12 protein-coding genes and 1 pseudogene are annotated in these 19687 nt (G+C 51.5%); 10 read left to right on the forward strand and 3 right to left on the reverse strand.

Annotation, left to right across the window (positions count from 1 at the left end; translation table 11 throughout):
- Positions 1-148 precede the first annotated feature (148 nt).
- From ald to R50912_RS35780, 3 genes are all read left to right on the forward strand, one after another.
- Entirely contained in the window at positions 149-1282 is a 1134-nt protein-coding gene (gene ald / locus R50912_RS01305; protein ID WP_042231749.1) for an alanine dehydrogenase, read from the forward strand.
- Between the two features lie 223 nt (positions 1283-1505).
- Positions 1506-2774, forward strand: coding sequence for a PucR family transcriptional regulator (locus R50912_RS01310; RefSeq protein ID WP_052415894.1), 1269 nt, complete (start codon positions 1506-1508; stop codon positions 2772-2774).
- 1158 nt (positions 2775-3932) lie between these two features.
- Positions 3933-4274 (forward strand): PucR family transcriptional regulator, encoded by a 342-nt coding sequence (locus R50912_RS35780; protein WP_042231754.1) that lies wholly within the window; start codon positions 3933-3935, stop codon positions 4272-4274.
- On the opposite strand, the pseudogene R50912_RS36375 reads toward R50912_RS35780, so the two are convergent.
- A pseudogene (locus tag R50912_RS36375) lies at positions 4232-4333 on the reverse strand (sigma-70 family RNA polymerase sigma factor); the annotation flags it as partial. The gene R50912_RS35780 and the pseudogene R50912_RS36375 overlap by 43 nt on opposite strands.
- A gap of 258 nt (positions 4334-4591) precedes the next feature.
- Here R50912_RS36375 and R50912_RS01325 point away from each other — a divergent pair.
- Positions 4592-6301 (forward strand): DUF4127 family protein, encoded by a 1710-nt coding sequence (locus R50912_RS01325; RefSeq protein WP_042231757.1) that lies wholly within the window; start codon positions 4592-4594, stop codon positions 6299-6301.
- Positions 6302-6385: 84 nt separating this feature from the next.
- Positions 6386-7111, forward strand: coding sequence for a hypothetical protein (locus R50912_RS01330; protein ID WP_052415896.1), 726 nt, complete (start codon positions 6386-6388; stop codon positions 7109-7111).
- A 9-nt stretch (positions 7112-7120) separates the two neighbouring features.
- On the opposite strand, the gene R50912_RS01335 is transcribed toward R50912_RS01330, so the two are convergent.
- Together R50912_RS01335 and R50912_RS01340 are read right to left on the reverse strand one after the other, a co-directional pair.
- Positions 7121-8740 (reverse strand): response regulator, encoded by a 1620-nt coding sequence (locus R50912_RS01335; RefSeq protein ID WP_042231762.1) that lies wholly within the window; start codon positions 8738-8740, stop codon positions 7121-7123.
- The gene (locus R50912_RS01340) at positions 8715-10571 is read right to left on the reverse strand and encodes a cache domain-containing sensor histidine kinase (protein ID WP_042231765.1); all 1857 of its coding nucleotides are present in this window, start codon (positions 10569-10571) and stop codon (positions 8715-8717) included. The genes R50912_RS01335 and R50912_RS01340 overlap by 26 nt, the downstream gene beginning before the upstream one ends.
- A 128-nt stretch (positions 10572-10699) precedes the next feature.
- On the opposite strand from R50912_RS01340, the gene R50912_RS01345 reads away from it, so the two are divergent.
- From R50912_RS01345 to R50912_RS01365, 5 genes are all read left to right on the forward strand, one after another.
- Entirely contained in the window at positions 10700-12172 is a 1473-nt protein-coding gene (locus R50912_RS01345; protein ID WP_042231768.1) for an ABC transporter substrate-binding protein, read from the forward strand.
- A gap of 204 nt (positions 12173-12376) precedes the next feature.
- Complete coding sequence (locus R50912_RS01350; protein ID WP_042231770.1) at positions 12377-13363, forward strand: ABC transporter permease; 987 nt, start codon at positions 12377-12379, stop codon at positions 13361-13363.
- A gap of 16 nt (positions 13364-13379) precedes the next feature.
- Complete coding sequence (locus R50912_RS01355; protein WP_042231772.1) at positions 13380-14273, forward strand: carbohydrate ABC transporter permease; 894 nt, start codon at positions 13380-13382, stop codon at positions 14271-14273.
- Between the two features lie 54 nt (positions 14274-14327).
- Positions 14328-15881 (forward strand): ABC transporter substrate-binding protein, encoded by a 1554-nt coding sequence (locus R50912_RS01360; protein WP_042231774.1) that lies wholly within the window; start codon positions 14328-14330, stop codon positions 15879-15881.
- Between the two features lie 134 nt (positions 15882-16015).
- Complete coding sequence (locus tag R50912_RS01365) at positions 16016-19522, forward strand: carbohydrate-binding domain-containing protein (protein ID WP_042231776.1); 3507 nt, start codon at positions 16016-16018, stop codon at positions 19520-19522.
- Positions 19523-19687 lie beyond the last annotated feature (165 nt).

Genomic DNA, 19687 nt, shown 5'->3' on the forward strand with positions numbered 1-19687 from the left:
AAACGTTCTATCTCACGGTTATATCATCCCATTGTGTAAAAACACAATCATGGCAGATATAGTTTTTCTTTTTACCCAAAATGCGGCAGGAACTCGTATGTTATGATTCTTTACATAAGAGATCCACACAAGACGGGAGCGAATAACAATGATTATTGGTGTACCTAAAGAAATTAAGAATAATGAAAACCGTGTAGCGATTACCCCTGCTGGAGTGGTAAGTCTGGTAGCCGATGGACATAAAGTACTGGTTGAAGCCGGAGCCGGTGCAGGCAGCGGATTCCTGAATGAGGAATATGCCGCAGCCGGAGCAGAACTGATCGCAGAAGCCGCAGCTGTCTGGGCGGCTGCTGAAATGGTAATGAAAGTTAAAGAGCCGCTCGAAAGTGAATATGGTTACTTCCGTCCGGCCCTTATTCTTTTCACCTATCTCCACCTTGCTCCAGAACCAGCCCTGGCAACTGCCCTCAAAGACAAAGGCGTATTCGCCATCGGCTATGAAACAGTAGTAGATGGACGTACACTGCCGCTGCTCACACCCATGAGCGAAGTCGCCGGACGCATGTCTGTACAGCTCGGTGCACAGTTCCTGCAGAAGAATTACGGCGGACAAGGCATTCTGCTCTCCGGTGTTCCCGGTGTAAGCCGCGGCAAGGTTAGTATTATCGGCGGTGGTGTAGTAGGTACTAACGCAGCTAAGATGGCGATCGGCCTTGGCGCAGAGGTTACTATTGTCGACCTGAGCGCGGACAGACTCCGCCAGCTGGATGATATCTTCGGTTCACAGATCAGCACCCTGATTTCGAATCCGTATAATATTGCCAAAGCGGTAGCTGAAGCAGACCTGCTGGTAGGCGCAGTGCTGATTCCGGGCGCTAAAGCTCCTAAGCTGGTTACTGAGGAAATGGTCAAAGCCATGAAGCCGGGCTCCGTCATTGTAGACGTGGCCATTGACCAGGGCGGTATCGTAGAAACGATTGACCGTGTAACTACACATGATCATCCTGTATTCGAGAAACATGGCGTACTGCACTACTCGGTAGCGAATATGCCGGGTGCCGTGGCCAAAACCTCGACCATTGCTTTAACCAACGTTACGGTTCCATATGCGCTGCAAATTGCAAATAAAGGCGTGTTCCAGGCGATCGAAGACAATGCCGGCCTGAAGAGCGGTGTTAACGTAGCCAATGGAAAGATCACCTGCCAAGCCGTGGCAGAAGCTCTTGGGGAAGAGTACTTCACGGTAGAGAAAGCAGTAGAACAAGAGTTCACTCTGATCTAGCATATAGAGCTTACAGACTTACACAAGAGTAGAGGGGTACCACCTTACAGTCCGGCGGGCAATCGCCGGGCTATTTTTATGCAGGCTGAATGTTCATGTTAGGTTTCCTCCGCATTTCTTGGATATTCCTATAGGCAACTGCCAAGCGGTGTAATATAATGTAATCACTTCTACAGCGAAATTGATTAAAGCTTCTGTTATTCTTCAGGTTGGGGTGGGCACATTGACAGAATCAGAGCAAACATTTGACCGTTTTTTTGACAGCATGGAATCCCTGGCGGATACCATCAGCGAATCGCTTCAGTCGCAGGTGACGATTGAGGACAGCAACCATCATGTGATCGGGTACAGCTCCCATCAGTTTGAGAGCGACCCGGCGCGTATCTCGACCATTATCGGCAAAAGAGTTCCGAATACGGTGATTATAGGCCTCCGCAAGAAAGGGGTCATGCATGATCTGGAGAATACCAGCCATCCCATCCGCATTCCCGCAGTCATGGAGGTGGGTCTGGGCCCCCGCTTAGCCATGTGCATCAAACACCAGCAGGAGATTCTCGGCTACATCTGGGTGGTCGACCGCGGGAATCTCACCGAAGGCCATGCCGAACGAATTGTCGAAAAAGCCGCAGGCATTGCCGGGCGTTATCTGCTGAAGCAGCGGGGCTGGAAGATGAAGCAGGAGAAGACGTTCGAGGATTTCTTCTGGAAGCTGCTGACCTCGCATTATGAGAGTGAGCTGCGCATCCGCCAGGAGGCGGAGGCTGGTTCCATTCTGCTGCCGGAGAGCTATTATATCGGGGTACTGGAGAGCGACAAGCCGGTGGATGAGCATTTCCTGCAGAATTTCCGCCGGATTATGGATGCCTATGCCGGACAGCGGCTGCTGTTCCAGACTGCTGAGCAGAACCGGCTGATTATTCTGTTCTCGTTTGTATTTCCGGTGGAAGGGACGGAGCGGCTGTCCTCGTTCGTGCAGAAGCTGCTCCGCGATATGGGCACAAGCGAAGGCTGCAGGCTTACAGCCGGCTGCAGTCCGGGCTACCGCGAATATACTTCTGCGGCGGCGGCTTACCGCGAAGCGCTGCAGATTCTGGAGATCAAGAAGCTGCTGCCTTATCACGCCCGTGAGCTGCTGCTCTATGAAGAGATTGGCTTCTGGGCCTACCTTCCGGCCATTCTGGAGCAGAAACGCAGCCGGACACGGCGCAGCGCTCTGCTCTACCCGCTGAAGGAGCATGACCGCGAGCATAAGAGCGATTTCCTCAAGACCCTAGCCGTCTACCTGACGCTGAACGGGAATCTGAAGGAATCGGCCGCCTTTCTGCATATCCATACCAACACATTAATGTACCGGCTGAACCGGATCGCCGAGATTACAGGCAGGAGCCTGAAGGAAACGGATTACCGTACATCCATTTATCTCGATATTCTGACCGAGGAGACCGCGCAGGTGAATGGCTGGTTCCAGGAGGCCCCTGGGTTCAAGGAGTAATGGCCTCTGCTTCCCATTTTCACAAATATAGATTGAACTATAGAACATATTATCTAAGAAAATATAAAAAAAACCAATCCATTCCGCCTGTTTTCTGTCAGTTGCTTCTGTGATGTTAAGGTTCTCGAATGCATGAATGGTATGAGCGGCTGGGCTGTCTTCGCAGTCAGAGCTTATTTCATCGCTGCTCAAGTAGCCGGTGCCTGCTCATAATAGCTCTATATAACTAGAGAAGCAAGGACCAGGATGTATTATCATCCTATCCTTGCTTCTTTGTGCTTACAGTCAGGGGCCGAGCAATAGAGTACCGATAAACATAAAGGCGAAATAGATAAACAGGGCAGATATGTTGGCAAATATAAGTAAACCGTCAATTCTTGATTCAGTTTTCCGGTAAGCTAGCACAGCAGACAATATCCCCACAGGAGGTAGTACAAAAGTGGATATTATACCAGTTCCGTTGAACCAGGGATAATCAAAAACAAAAACCGTATCGATGATGAACAGGAGAACGGCCACACAAAATGTAATTACCGCTATATTTCGGAATAATCTGGCGTTCATCAAGCTTCAACCCTCTCTTTAAATTCCTAATTATGTAAAATCATAACATTAATCACTCCAGCAGTCTATTCTGAGTAGGGATTCAAGCAATACAAAGCAGCCTGATCATTGAAGTCCGATATCGAACATCATGGAACAGGCTGGCTCTTTATTGAATGACGACTATGCTTAATCCTTAATCTTCTTGAATGTTTCATTAAGTTCATTGACAGAACGATCTAGTTTATCAAGCTTTTCACCTAGGTTCTGCAGAATATATCATTGAAGGCAATGGTCTGCTGAATTTATCCAAAAGCTTTGGATAATGCTTTAAGTGTTCCCAAGCATATATGCACAAAAATATCCTATACTATAACTTGGAAACGTCTTTACTCATGCGGCATTCCTCATATCCACCAAACAGCGCATGATCAGCCCGCTCCCTCAGCTCAATGGTAAAAGTCTTGACCAATGCATTCGCGGCCCAAGCCTCTATTCCTCTTCCGCTAAATTAAACCTTTTAGGATCAGTTGGCGAATCTTTCGCATATGTATGTAATCTCAATATCACATACAAATTTGATAGTGCTAAGAATGAATTCATTTCCAGGAATTGTTGAAGTTATTCGAACTCCGCGAGTATAAGAGCGATTTCCTCAAGACCATTGCCGTCTACCTAACGCTGAACGGCAATCTGAAGGAATCGGCCGCCTTTCTGCATATCCATACCAACACATTAAAGTACCGGCTGAACCGGATCGCCGAGATTACAGGCAAGAGCCTGAAGGAAACAGATTACCGCACCTCCATTTATCTCGAAATTCTGACTGAGGAGACCGCGCAGGTGAATGGCTGGTTCCAGGAGGCGTGGATGATCTTCTTTTTCCATTTGCTCACCGCCTGTTGGCTCATATTGAATTGCTTGGCGACCTCCGCTTCGCTGTACCCTTTCAGATAGAGGTTATATAAGATTGATTTTTCAAAAGCAGGCAGGCCTTCTGTGAGCTGCTCAATCATTATTTTGTTCTCGGAAGCCTGAGTAAGGTTTGTTCCAGCCTGTATGTTGTCAAAAAGCGGAGATTCCAGCCTTAGATGGATGCCAATAATGGGAAATTTAATATTTTTTTATTTTTTGGTTGTATTTTATCTGACTAAATTACCTTATAAGTGAAGGCTCTAAACAAAGAAAAACGAAATGGATGTGGGAAGAGATCCATTTGTTTCTCTTCCCCTTCTGCCCGGGCCTATCTGCAACTCAGAGGGAGCTGGATACAAATGAAGAAGGTGCTGTACGTACCATTGGATGATAGACCCGTCAATCTGGACGATGTTATTACTCAAGGGAAATCGGCAGGAATTCATGTAATCACCCCGCATGTAACCGATCTTAGAAATCGTCTGGATTCGCACAAGACTTCATCGGGGACAACGTTATTAACGACATCTTCACCGGTATATGGGGACACCGCCCGTATCCGGAAATTTATTCTTCATCATGCAGCGTCTGCAGACGGCTTTATCATCTCTACTGATATGCTTGCCTACGGGGGCCTGATCGGAAGCCGCCGTCTCCGGGCGGACGCAGGGGGAGCTTATCCGGCCTACGATCCTGAGATCACGAACCTGCTGGAAGTGATCCGTTTAGTGAAGCAGACTTATCCGGACAAGCCGGTGTATGTGCTGGATACGATTATGAGGCTGGCTACAACGTCTTTTGCAGAAGGTCTGAACTTGGCGGCCTATACAGAATCACGCAATTTCATGCTTCAGCCGCGAAGAAGCTTTACGCAGTTTGCCGAGATTCTCAGCGGATATAACCTGTCTCCAGCAGGTTCCTATGGCAGCACGGCCACTTTCGATAAAGAACAGTATTACAATACGAGACGGCATAAGTTCAAAACGAACCATTACATTCTGGAAAAGCTCGCGCAGGAGGGAGCTATTGATTTTCTCGTGGTAGGTGTGGATGATGCCAATACTCAGGGAGTGCAGATTAACGAGATTCACTTTGTAGAAGAGTGCATTAATCGCTGGCTCGGCGGCATGAATGGTCAAAATCCGGAGCGTGCAATCATTCTGCCGGATGCAGACGGACTGGGACAGGCGTTATTGGCACGTATGGCGAATCAGCTCTATCGTAACGGGGCGAAGACGGAGTGTGCCGTTCAATACTTCGGACCCCATGGCTCTACCATTACGAGTCCGTATGAATATATGGACGTACATCAGAACATTCTGCGTCATGTGGACATTGTGGGTGCAGCGTCTGAGTCTGAGAGCGGTTCAGCAGCCTTGGAGATTATCGCAGTTACCGCTGCGGATCAGACGCCGGCTGCGGTCAACCGCCTTGCAGCTAACCACGCCAATGGTGTTCTGTCTGTAGTGATTGATTTTGTCGGCAGCGGTGCAGCGGATGTAACTGTAACTGAAAGCCTGCTGGGCAGCCGGCATACCGGAAGTATATTAGGATATAGCGGCTGGAATACGCCGGGTAACAAAATCGGGATAGCGCTGGGCATGGGCCAGGCCCGGTATGCATTTTTGGTTACGGAGACAGATGCGGCGGCGCTCAGCTCTGCTGTTAACGCTCACGGGTCGCTTTTATTCAAACGCTTCTTGAAAGATTACTATTACAAAAGACTGGCTATAGGTGAAATCCGGGAATATTCAAGATCCCATTCGTTATATGATAATGTTGCTGCGATTGCAGATCAAAATATGCGTTTGTTTAATAGTGCGAAAGATTACTCACATTTACAAGCCCTGCTGAGAGAGCGGATGCAGACACATACAGCCACCCTTGCCGGGACGAATGCATTCCTTATCGGCAGTCCTGAACCGGCCTGCAGTATCCGTCAGATTAACGGAGCAGCCTGGTTATTTGCGGAATATGCCAGTGCAACACTTCATTACCATGATCCCGCTTATATTTGGGGTCGTGCTTTTGAAATTACTTTGAAGCCTACCGTAACCTTTTTGTGCTGAGCGCAAACTCCCACGCACCAATATGCGGCCCGACACGTACAATAACCTATATTTCATGACAAGAAGATGAAGGGGGGAAGCAGGATGGGGTATGGATACACGGCTCCTGCGAATCCGGCATTCGAGATTAAAATGCGTGGGGAGATTATCGCGGCAGCCAGATCAATGAACGCCGGGGGGACGGACTTCTCGACATTCAAGAACTCCCGCTGCAATCCAAGATATTGGAATCGTACGGCGGGCGGCGGTTTTGAATTGAAGGCAGGGGTTAGTCCTTCTGCAGCAATCAATGATATTTTTGTAAATGGACAGCTGTATGCTTTTGAATGCGCAATGGCGATGGTAATGATTCTATATAGAGCGACCATCAGTATGATCGGGGAGAATGCCTTCGACCGTTATTTCACCGATCTGTACCTGTGGGACTGGAACTATGACAGCAATCTGAAGATGATCACCACCTTCAATCTAGCAGAATTACAGCCGGGGGATGTAGTCTATTTCAAGAATCCCGATCATGATCCGGATAAGCCGGAGTGGCAGGGAGAGAATGCGATTATGCTGTCGAATGACCGCTTCTACGGGCACGGGCTGGGTATTAAGAGCGCCTCCGAGATGATCGCTTCGCTCAACAAGGAAAGAGTACCGGGCAGCCGGACTTCGGCCTACCTGGCGGATGAGGGGCTTCACCCTGACTTTGCCTATATAGCTACATTAACAACGCGCTCTAACCTGCCGGTATCCGGGAATCGCAAAGCCAACACGGCCATCTACTCCAGAATAGGCGTCAGATCCTATATCATCAGATAGAGATCAGCATCACTGATTTTGTTCAGAGCGGTATTTAAGCGGGTGCAGGCCAACGGTTTTTTTGAAAACCGTACTGAAGTAATGGGGATTCTCATAGCCCACGAGTTCGGAAATCTCCATTACTTTCAGGTCTGTGCTTGTCAGCAGCTCCTTCGCTTTACCTATACGGATCCGGGTAATGTAGTCGGTAATCGTCTCGCCGGTCTCCTTCTTGAAGATCAGACTGATATAGTTAGGCGTCAGGAATACCTCCTCGGCAATTCTGGAAATGGAGAGCTCAGAGGCGTAGCCTTCCTGGATAATAGAATGGATTCTGGTGATGATCCGGCTGTTCTTGGAGGTGTTCTTGCCTGCTACATATGCACTTAAGTCATGAAAAAGCGACAGCATATACGCCTTCAAGCCGGTAATATTCTTATGAAGGTACAGCTTATCCATAATTGTAATTCGGTCACTCAGTACCAGCCGGGTATCCTTATCAATCTCATACAGGGCCCTGGCGGAGGTGAAGATCATCTCGGCACAGATACTCTGCACATACTCAATCTGCAGCTTGGGCCCGGCCAGTCTGGTGAACAGCTGCTCCATCAGCTCCATGACGGTGCCCGTATGGCCTGCCTTCAGTTCATTCATGAGCTTGGCCTGGAATTTATAGAAGTAAGTGCTCTCCAGTGTCTCCGTTTCCGGCTGGATATCCTTAATGTAGAGGACAGAGCCGTGCCCGGTATAGAATGTGTACACCAGCGCGGCCAGCGCATCCTTGTATGAGTCCTCCAGCTGGCCGGCCAGGGGACAAGCTCTGCCAATGCCGGCCGAGGCATCCAGCCGCAGATACTTGCGGATATTACTGATGATCTGCCCGCATACTTCTGAGATGGAAGAGGGCGAGGGAACGTCTGCCGGGCAGAAAAGCATAATGAACTCGTTCTCGCTGGCGACGAAGCTGATAGAGCACGGGTGGCTGACCAGACACTCGTTGATAATATTTTGAATGGAAAAGTAAAGCAGCTGCTTGTATTCCTCCGAGAATTTGTCCACTGCGCTCTGGTATTCATCCAGCTGCAGTACACAGGCAGTCAAAGCTGTCCCCCGCTTGAAGGGAAGGGCGAAATAATTGATTTTCTGCCAAATTTCATCCTCGTTCCGGTATAGGCCGGCAATCAGATTCTGCAGGAACTTGTCGCGGATCACCGGCATGCTGTCCTGCAGCTGCTTCCTCAGCTGCTCCACATCCATCTGATGCTCACGTTCTCCCTTAAGCTTAGCGACAACCTGATGGAAGACCTCACGGACCTCGGTTAATTTCACCGGCTTCAGAATATATCCCTCGGCACTCACCTTCAGCGCGTCCCGGGCATAGGAGAAGTCCTGGGCGCCGCTGATAATAATGATCCGGGTAGGACTGCCTGCTGCCCGCAGCTTCTCCGCCACCTGCAGACCGCCCATCAGCGGCATCATAATATCGGTGAACAGAATATCCGGCGTAAGCTTCAGGCATAATTCATAGGCCTCCAGTCCGTCAGATGCCTCCCCTATAATCTCAATTCCGAATTCTTCCTGCCATTTGAATACGTGGATCAGGCTGCTGCGGATAAACGGCTCATCATCCGCTACGATCATCGTTAACATCTTCACTCACCTCATCCCATGTAGTCACCACCGGAAACCGGATCACCGCCAGCAGGCCGCAGCCATCCTCGGTATTAGCGTAATAGCGGATTCCGTAAGACTCTCCAAAAAACTGCTGAATTCTCATATGCACATTGCGGATACCATAGGACTGGTTGCCCGGCTGCGGATGGGTTAGCAGCAGGTTCAGCCGCTCCGGGTCTGCCCCCACGCCGTCGTCAAACACCGAGACGCTGAGAATCTCCTGTGAAGTCTCGACTCTGATGCGGATTCTGCCTTGACCCCGCCGCTGCTGAATGCCATGAATCAGGGCATTCTCAACCAGCGGCTGCAGGCTGAGCTTGACCACCAGGCATTCCTCCAGCAGCTTGGGGTCCGTCTCCTCGAGTTCATATTCCAGCCTATCCCGGAAACGGAACTGCTGAATCTCCAGATAGCTCTCCACCTGCCGCAGCTCATCGCGGAGCGGGATGATATTCCGTCCCTTGCTCAGGCTGTACCTGAAGAAATCCGAGAGGGAGGTAACCATATTGCTGATCTCTGGAATATCGTGATTGATGGCGATCCAGTTGATCGAATCCAGGGTGTTGTAGAGAAAATGCGGGTTGATCTGGGCCTGCAGGGATTGGAGCTCGGCTTCTTTCTTGCGCAGCTCGGTCACATAGAGCTTGTCAATCAGCGCCTTAATCTGCTGGAGCAGCTTGTTATAGCGGTTGAACAAGTAGGCGAATTCATCCTTGCGCCTGTAGCGGATGGTAATGTTGAAATTTCCACTTTCGGCATGCGACATCGACTGGATGAACTTACGGATCGGCGCTGAGATATTCTCTGACAGCAGCAGGGCCATCATGAGCGAGACCAGCATACAGATGCCGATCACGATATACATCACCCGGCGGAAGGCGGCTAATTCTCCGTTAAGCTCACGGACAGGAGAGAACGAGAGAATGGTCCAGCCGGTGTTGTCGATGGTCCGGTAGGAGACAAGCATATTCTCGCCGCCGATCATCTGGTGAAAAGAATGCAGACCCGCTGAACCGGCAGCCGGAGCGTTCATCTTGCTGTAGTAGTCCTGTGTGTTGATGTTCTGCCCGATCAAGGCCGGCTCCGGACTGATGGCGATCGTGCCGGTTCCGTCTGCGATATAGACCTTGCTGCCGGGCGTAGGCTTGTAATGCTCCAGCAGTGTGCCGAATTCAGCTACAGGAATGTCGATGGTCAGAAGTCCGACAAAGGGCAGCTGGGCATGCCGGATGCCGAACAGACGCCTTGCGAATTTGAGGGTGTACTTGGAATCCAGAGAGCTGAGTCCGACGACAGTGAAATCGGATTGGGCCGGAATGCCCAGATACCAGGGCTTCAGAGAGATGAGATCGATATTGAATACGCGTCTGGAGAAGTTATATTGGGTATATTCCGGGCGGTTCAGCATATAGAGCATAGGGACAAAGCTGCTTCCAGACGTACCGTTCGCGGGGAAGTTCTCGAGAATTTTGCTTAGGGCAGCCAGCTCATTAATGATTCCGCTGCTGTCTGTGGGCCGGTTAGAGGAGATGAGGTCAGCGAATTCTGAATTAAGATAGAGCGATACCATGGATTTATTGGCGGCCTCGAACCGCTGGGCCAGATTGTCCTGAACGAGATTGAAGTTGTTCTCAATGGATGTATTAACATTGCGGGTGATAATATCGGCTGATTTGTTATATACCGTCACCGATATAATGGTTGTCGGAAGCAGGACGAGGAACAGGAAGTAGAGAATCAGCCGGCTGCGGATGCTGAAATTATACAAGAAGAGGGTCCGCGACAACGTATCATACAGCTTCCTCATTGGAGCCCTCCCCGGCGTCCCGATATTTGCGGCTTGCCATTTATCGGGTATTGGTGGAAAATACCAATCAATAGCTGGTATACATTGTAAAACGCAACGAGTCTTGATGTCAACGCAGGAGGTGCAAGATGAAACGGTTCCTGTTCTATATCCTTGCCTTACTATTATGCGGGACTGCAGCGTATGCCATTGCTTATGACCGTCCGCTGCTGGTGGACTTCCGCCCGGATCCTGCGGAAGCACCGGTGCAGCCCATCCGGATAAAGATTGCCCTGTATGACTGGACGGAGAACCTGGAAGTGAAGAATGCCATCAGTCAATATAACAAAACCAATCCCGATCATATCGAGATTAACGTTATGGATATCGCTGCAGATGTCTACGATGACACCTTAAATATGCTGATGACCTCGGGACAGGGTCCGGATGTGTTCAGTGTGGATAATACCTGGCTGGCTACCTATGTGAACAAAGGGTATTTGGCTAATCTGTCCGCAGAGCTGAACACTGCTGACTTAAGCAGATTCCCGGCATGGGCCAGGAATTATGCACACAGTTCTTTGTTCAGAGGGGGGATCTACTTCATGCCCTCCAGTGTCGATACCGTGCGTCTCCTCTACAACAAGCAGCTGTTCCGCGATGCGGGACTTGACCCGGAGCCGCCGCCGCTTACCTTCGAAGCGGTGAAAGAGGCTGCCGCCCGGATCAGCCAGGCAGGAGAGGGCGTGAATAAATATGGCTTCGCGCTTCCTGCAGGAGACAGCCAGGATAGCCTGCAGACCGGTCTTGAAATCTCCAATACCTCTAGCGGTTACTATCTTTATAATTACCAGACCGGGCGTTATGAGCTGAGTGTATACAGATTCTGGCTGCAAATGGTGCTGGACATGAAGCGTGAGGGGAGTCTGTATCCGGGTGAGGCACTGCTTAAGCGTGATAGTGCCCTGCGGCAGTTCGCGGACGGCAATATCGGCATGATGTACGCCACCAGCAAAGATTATGTAAAGCTGCAGGAATATATGCCGAAGGACGATTGGGGAGTTGCAATGCCTCCCGTGGCGGACGCCTCCAAGCGGGACGGCGGAGCGCTCATGATGATCCCGCACTCTCCGCTGGTAGTGAATGATTCAGCGCCAAGCCGGGAGGCGGCGGTTAAAGTGTGGAAATTCCTGCAGTCCGGGGAATTCCTGACCATTCTGTTCCAGCAGGCGCTGGCCCTGCCGGTGGTGGATGGTATTCTCGATGTTCCGGGTCTTGCGCCGGGGCTGGGGCACTTCAAGGAATTTATTCCGACTGCTGCTGAGTCTATATATCCGCTCTCGCCGCAGATTATGGATCAATATGATCCGAGCACGGTATCCATGGAACCGCGTGATTCCGGGGACCGTCCGAGGATGCAGCTGTATCTGCAGATTCTCTCGGGAGAGAGGCCGCTTGACGAGGGGCTGCGCAGCGAAACGGAGCGGCTGAATCAGATGCTCGACATTGCGGATACGGGGTACTCTTTTCAGCGCGAGGAGTATATCTATCCTGACTTTGATCCGCATCATCCCCTAAAGGCAGAGAGTCTGGAGAGCCAGCTGAGTAAGGGACAGGAATAGAATAGCCCGTTTAGGATTAGGGACTTGCCCGGGCCGTGGCGGCTTCGGGGGAGTCCTTTTTGTGCTGGCGGGTACCTCACAATCCCAAACTCCGTAGGATTTTGAACTTTTATTATAGATGGCCTTATTTAGCATCAGCCGTTCTCCGGCTACACTTAAGTCATGGAAGAGAGAGACTGCTGAAGGAATCAGGAGGCGGAAGGAATGATTACAGAGGAGAAGAGAAGCGTAGCCGATGCAGGCAGCGGCCTGCCGGTACACAGGAGCACGAAGCGGGGCACCATGCTGAGACATCTGCTGAAGCACAAAGTTCTGCTGCTGATGCTGCTGCCGGGTGTGCTTTTTTTGCTGGTCAATAATTATCTGCCGATGTTCGGGATCATTATTGCCTTCAAGAATATTAACTATGTCGACGGCATTCTCGGCAGTCCGTGGGTGGGGCTGGATAACTTCAGATTCCTGTTCGCAACCTCGGATGCCTGGATTATAACCCGCAATACGGTGCTCTACAACTTTGTGTTTATTATTCTCAACCTGGTGATTGCCGTGTCCATCGCGATTGCCCTGAATGAGCTGAAGAATAAGCTGGCCGCCAAATTTTATCAGAGCATCATGTTCTTCCCGTACTTCTTGTCGATGGTTGTGGTGAGTTATCTGGTGTTCGCCTTTCTGAATGTTGAATACGGTTTCATTAATAAAGGGATCTTCGCCCTGTTCGGGCTGGATGAGCTGAACTGGTATTCCGAGCCGAAATATTGGCCGTTCATTCTGCCGCTGATCAACCTCTGGAAAGGGGTGGGCTATGGTTGTGTCATCTATCTGGCGGCCATCATCGGCATTGACAACGAATACTATGAAGCGGCCCTGATCGACGGCGCCAGCAAGTGGAAGCAGATCCTGCATATCACGATTCCGCTGATCCGTCCGGTCATTATCATCACAACGATTCTGGCCATCGGCGGGATCTTCCGCTCCGACTTCGGGCTGTTCTACCAGACCACGCTGAATTCCGGAGCACTGTACCCGACCACGCTGGTCATCGACACCTACGTCTATAACGCACTGATTAATATGGGGAACCTGGGCATGTCCGCAGCAGCGGGATTGTATCAATCGGTGGTCGGCTTCTTCCTGGTCCTCGGCTCGAACTGGATCGTGCGCAAGGTCGACAAGGACCAGGCGGTATTCTAAAAAGGAGTGGAAATCCGTGGCTAATAACGAAATATCCAGATTTACCAACCTCATTCTCCATGTTATTTTTATCATCCTGTCCATTACCTGCCTGCTGCCGATTGTGCTCGTCTTCATGATTTCCATTACCGACTATGATTACATTGTGCTGAATGGCTATCAATTTATCCCGGAGAAGCTCAGCCTGGAAGCCTATGCGTATATCTTCAAGGATTACAGCGTTGTGTTAAAAGCGTACGGCGTATCCTTCTTCGTCACCATCACCGGAACGCTGGTCAGTGTGTTCATCTCTTCACTGTATGCTTATCCGATCTCACGGACCGATTTCAGATACCGCGGCTTTTTCGCCTTCCTGATCTTCTTCACCATGCTGTTCGGCGGCGGGCTGGTGCCCTGGTATATGGTCTATACGCAAGTGCTGGATCTCAAGAACTCCATCTGGGCGCTCATCGTGCCGATGCTGCTGTCGCCGTTCAATGTGCTGATCATGAAAACATATTTCCAGATGAGTGTACCGCCTGCGCTGATCGAAGCCTCCACCATCGACGGGGCCGGGGAGCTGCGGACGTTCTTCCAGATTGTGTTTCCGCTGTCCCTGCCGGTATTCGCCACGATTGGGCTGTTCAATACACTGCATTACTGGAATGACTGGTTCAACAGCATGATCTTCATCACCGATACAGACCTCTATTCCCTGCAATATCTGATGTACAAAATGATCTCCCAGGCGGATTACCTGAGCCGCAACGGCGCACTCATTCAGGGCTCGGCCACCGAGCTGGCCAAATTACCGGGGGAAACGATCCGCATGGCGATGGCGCTGATTGGCATTGGTCCGATTGTGCTCGCGTATCCGTTCTTCCAGCGGTATTTCATCAAAGGCTTGACGCTTGGCTCGATTAAAGGCTAACCTCGGAATCAACCGATTAGCATATATTGTTCCATCAAGGGGAGGAAACAAAGTATGGCAGGTAAAAAAGTCACGGGTCTGCTGCTGTCGCTTGTACTTATGGTTGGGTTCACCCTAGCCGGCTGCTCCGGAAATAACAACAATACCGCTGCTCCTTCGGAGAAGGCAGGGGAGAGCACCGCGGCTCCGGCTGCCACTAAGGAAGCCACTGCAACGGATGCGGCCGGGACGGAAACGCCAGATGCGCTGGAACCGGTGGAGCTGTCGCTCTATCTGCCCGGCGGGCCGGATAAGGATGTGGCTTCTGTAGAGCAGGAGATCAATGCGTATCTGAAGGATAAAATAAATGCCACGATCAAGATTAACCAGCTGAGCTGGGATAAACCGGCCGATAAGGTCAACCTGATGATCCAGTCCGGCGAAGTGTTCGATATGGTCTATACCTGGAACTTCATGACCAATGCCGCCAAGGGAGCGTATCTGCCGCTGGAAGAGCTGATCGAGGAATACGCTAAGGAAACGAAGGCACAAATCAATCCTGCATACCTGCAGGCGGCTACTGTTAACGGACATTTGTATGCGATTCCCACAGAGAAGGAGCTGGGGCAGTCTGTCGGGTTTGCTTTTGACAAAGCGATTGTCGATAAATACGGCTTCGATGTGAACAGCATCAAGAAGCTGGAGGATATTGAACCGATGCTGAAGACGATTAAGGAGAAAGAACCGACTCTCTCCCCGCTGTTCATGAATCATACCGACAGTCTGAACTGGTTCACCGCATATCCGGAAAGTGAAGACCTCGACGGCAGTAATGAAATTCCGACACTGCTCGATTACAAAACGATGAAGGTATTCAACGAATATGATACGCCGGAAATGGTGGAACGGCTGAAGCTGATCCGCAGCTGGTATGAAGCGGGCTATATTAACAAGAACGGTGCCACAGACAAGACCGAGCTGAAGGATGCGGTCAAAAGCGGCAAGGCCTGGTTCGTCTACGGCAATATGAATCCGACCTCCACCAATGACTGGACCCGGCTCGCCGAGAAGCCGATGATCATCAAGACACTGCTGCCGGTTGGCGTCAGCACCAAGAGCCTGCAGGGCTCCATGCTCGCCATCTCCAGAACCTCCAAAAACCCTGAACGGGCCATGATGTTCATGAACCTGATCCATACCGATCCGGTGCTCTACAACCTGCTGACCTTCGGAATTGAGGGCAAGCATTATAAGAAGCTGGAGAACAACACGGTGGAGTTCATTCCGGACAGCGGCTACAACTCCGTATCTTCCTGGATGATCGGCAATGTTCTGCTGAACTACCTGAACAAAGACGAAGATCCTAACCGCGTACAGCTGTACACCGACTGGAACAAGAACTCTGCCGTTTCACCGGTCATCGGCTTTGTCTTCGATTCGACCAAGGTGCAGTCGCAGATCGGCGCACTGATCAATATTACGAAGCAATATAAGAACACCCTGTACTCCGGGGAAAAGGACCCTGAACCGGTCCTGAAGGAAATGAACAGCAAGCTGAAGGCCGCAGGCCTGGATGCTGTGATTACAGAAATTCAAACGCAACTGGATGCTTTCCTGGCCGCCAAATAAGCAGCTAAGGCCATAGCACGCCCGGTATTCATAGCAGGCAGTCCCAGCGGCCGCTTGCCGGATACCGGGTATTCTCATTCGCTGAACCAGCATTTGGGGAGCCCTTATCTTATTCTCAAGAAGAGGGTGTTAATGTGCGAAAACAGAAGATAACAGGCAAGTTGCTCATTACTGTTCTGGTGCTGATGTCCGTTCTGGCGCCTGGCGGGCGAATTCTGTCCGCCGGACCGCCAGCGGCACTGACTGCTGTACAAGAAATGAAGTCACCTGCGGTGCTGTCGCTGCCTGCCGCTGAATCGTCCTATGACAGGACGGTCACAGAGGATACCTATCAGCCGCCCACGCTGCTCTGGCAGGTTGGGGAGCAGGATAACAGCTCGGCAGAATTTACGGTATTTCAAGATGTGTACAGTGAGAATATTACCCTCCCCGCAAATCCCATGAGCTGGAATACCCTCTCCAAGGGCATGAAAGCAGACCACAACGGTACCATGAATCTCACCTTTAATTTAACCGAAATCCCTCTCTACGGCGTGGAGTTCAGCTTCAAGGTTATAGATGCAAGCACCGCTATTCCGCAGCTGGCCGTATTCGCAAACGGCAGCTTCAGCGGGCTTATTCAGATTACCGGCTTGAATGATGGAGAGACTCCGCTTACGCGCACATGGAAGCAGACCTATAAGCTCTACATTCCCAAAGAACAGCTGAAGATAGGGCAGAATGAGCTTAAGCTCACCGTTGACCGGGGGTTATACGCAGATCCGCAGTCTCCCGGTTATGACGGGGACAGGTATCTGTGGTTTGAGTGGGATTATTTCAGGCTGGATGCGCTGGAGGAGCAGGCCGCCGAGCCTATACACGGGCGGTATATTCATCTGGGAAGCACAATTGCCGCATCCACCTTCAGGTATGACGAGAATGCAATCCGCCATCTGGCGCCAATGACCAAGTGGTTGGGCATAGCCTACAGCGGCAACTGGATGCGCACCTCCTTCTGGTCCGATACCAGCGCAGGCTGGGACCCGCTGGGGCGGACTTATCTGGAGACGCTGCGCGATCTTAATCTGGAGCCGATGGTCAATATCATCGGCGGGAACTGGAAGAGCAATAGTGAACTGGCCGCCGGAACCATCAGCTCAGCGCTGCGGAGCTATTATGCCGGGTTCGTCAGCAAATTCGGCGATCTGTACCAGTATGCGGAAACGGGCAATGAGCCGGGATTATTCGGCTGGGCACAGAAGGCGGTGCTTGCGCTTCATGAGCTGATGGATGAGGAAAGGCAGACCAATAGCCAGCCGTACCTGAAGATTGTTGCCCCCGGCTGGGCGTACTGGCCGTATAACGGAATTCCCGACGGCTGGGAGCGGGATGCCAGCCAGCGGGCAGCGATTGAAGCGCTGTCGGATGTGACCAACGGCCACAGCTATGGCGGCACCGGGGTTCAACCCTTGCCGGGCGGAAGCCTGTATGAGAATTTGCGTGTTTATGGCGAAGCGGATGAGGGTTTTGGCAAAGAAATGGCGATGAGTGAGACCGGCAGCAATGACAATCATTCCGACAATACGAAATATGGAACGTATGCGTACAGGTTCGCCTCAGCTTTTGACCGGGAGCTGCGGGGGGATATCGGCTATGTAGATCATATTATGCAGCACGCCGCCTTCTTCAATGACGGGACGGAGTTTGGGCTGTTCGATTCCGCGATTAACTGGAATACGCACCGCTATGAGGATACGGCAGCAGTGCCGGCCAATATCAATGAATCCGGGGAGACCCGGCTGAAGACGTTCCGCAGACTGGCCGCCGCTTATGCGACCCATGGAAGCCCGCTCAGCTACGAAGTTCTCAATGCGGCTGCATTAACCGGGCAAAAGGCTTATTTCCGCGCAGTGGATACCTCGGCGCTGGGGGTTACAGCCATAGGCGCTTCGTCCGATAAAATTCTGCTGAACTTCGTCAACTTTGAGAAATCGCCGGTAACCATGCAGGTACGGGTTGCGATGCCGTCCAGCGGAACGTATACGGGGGAACGCTTCGGTGCAGGAGATACCTATGCTGAAGCACATTCGAAGGTCCAGCTAACAGCAACGCCTTATATTATGCAAACGGTTACATTAGAGGCGGGCGAAACTGTCCAGTATATTCTGGATGAGAAGGAGAACACCCTGCCATCTGCTCCGGCCAGTCCGGCGGCAGTAGCAGTAAGTCATGAACAAATCAAGCTAACCTGGAATGCCTCCTCGGACAACGATGCGGTAGTCAGCTATAATGTGTACCGTGACGGCGGAGCGGTCCCGGTAATCAATGTTCCTGGACGCCTTACCTTCTGGAGTGACTATACCGTTAACCCCCAGACCACTTATAGCTACACGGTTCAAGCGGTGGATGACTCCGGCAATGTATCGCCGCTCAGCACGGCTGTATCCGCCACCACACCGGTAATGCCGGTTACGCCGCATGTCACGGGAGATCCGGCCAAATTCGAGGCGGAAGCTACCTCCTTTACCCTGCCGCTGAAGACCAGCAATAACAGCAGCGCCTCGGGAGGGAAGGTGGTCGAGCAGACACATGGCGGGGGACTCGCCATTCAGGGCTTCTATTCCGCGAACGGCGGCAGCTACACCTTAACTATTGCATACGCTTCCAATCAGGAATCGAAGAAGAATATTCTCGTTAACGGAGTGAAACAGTCCACAGTTACGCTGCCCTCAACAGGAAGCTGGACTGCCAATATAACCGCACGGCAGTATGGGATTACACTCCAGGCAGGCTATAACACAATCAGCTTCACCTCGGCAGGGAACGGGGCCAATATCGATTATTTCAGGCTGGAAGAGGGGCTGTATGTTCCGGTCTCCGCGTGGTACCCTGTTGCGCATAATCATACTTACATCGACTATACCGGGTTCGAGACCGCGCCGAATGGGGTCTCCCATGTGACCTATGGAACGGATGCTTTGGCAGGGTTTAGCTTTAACGGCACCGGCGTCCGCTGGAGATCGGATATCAAAAGCGATATGGGCAGTGCTGACGTCTATGTCGACGGCGAATATATGGAGACGATAGTGATTCCGCAGGCCGGACTTGAGGGGGATCATAAAATCGTCTATGAGCTGACGGGCCTGGAGTATGGTCTGCACCGGATTGAAATTTCAGGCACTCAGGGAAAAGTCATGGTGAGCGGACTGGAGTTCCAGAGCTATGAATCGGTATTGCCGGCTCCGGGGCCGGATCTGACCGTGACGGATATCGGCTGGGATATCGTGAACAGCGACGGCAGCCCTTCGGCGCACAGCACTCCGCAGCTGGGGGATTCGCTGATTTTCTGGGCCAAAGTGAAGAACATTGGCGTCCGCCCTACACCGCTGAACACATCAACCGGAGTCGGACAGATCACCGGCGGCGCCTTCTCGGTGAATGGCGGGGTTGTATCCTGGTCGGACACGAACACCAGCGTGATCCAGCCGGGCGAAGAGATCACATTAACAGCCAACAGCAGCGCCCAGGGAACGCCCCGCTGGACAGTGCCGACCATTGGCAGCTTCACCATCAGCTTCTTTGTGAATGATATCTGGCGGTATGTCGAGATGAACAAGGAGAATAACAAATTAAGTGAGGCCCTGCTCATCAGTCTGCCCTGACGGGCGGAGTGGGGCACAGGCTTGCGTTTACTGAGGGGCGGATTAATGCAGACCTGGGCTCATGAATGAAGGCTTATACTCCCCGTGTGCTTTGAAGTGTGAAGCGGCGGGGAGTTTCTATTTCAGGGTAATCATGGTATCCGTCTGGAGGACGAATGTGTCCTG

Origin of the sequence: Paenibacillus sp. FSL R5-0912, assembly GCF_000758605.1 — a bacterium.
Lineage (GTDB): Bacteria > Bacillota > Bacilli > Paenibacillales > Paenibacillaceae > Paenibacillus_AQ.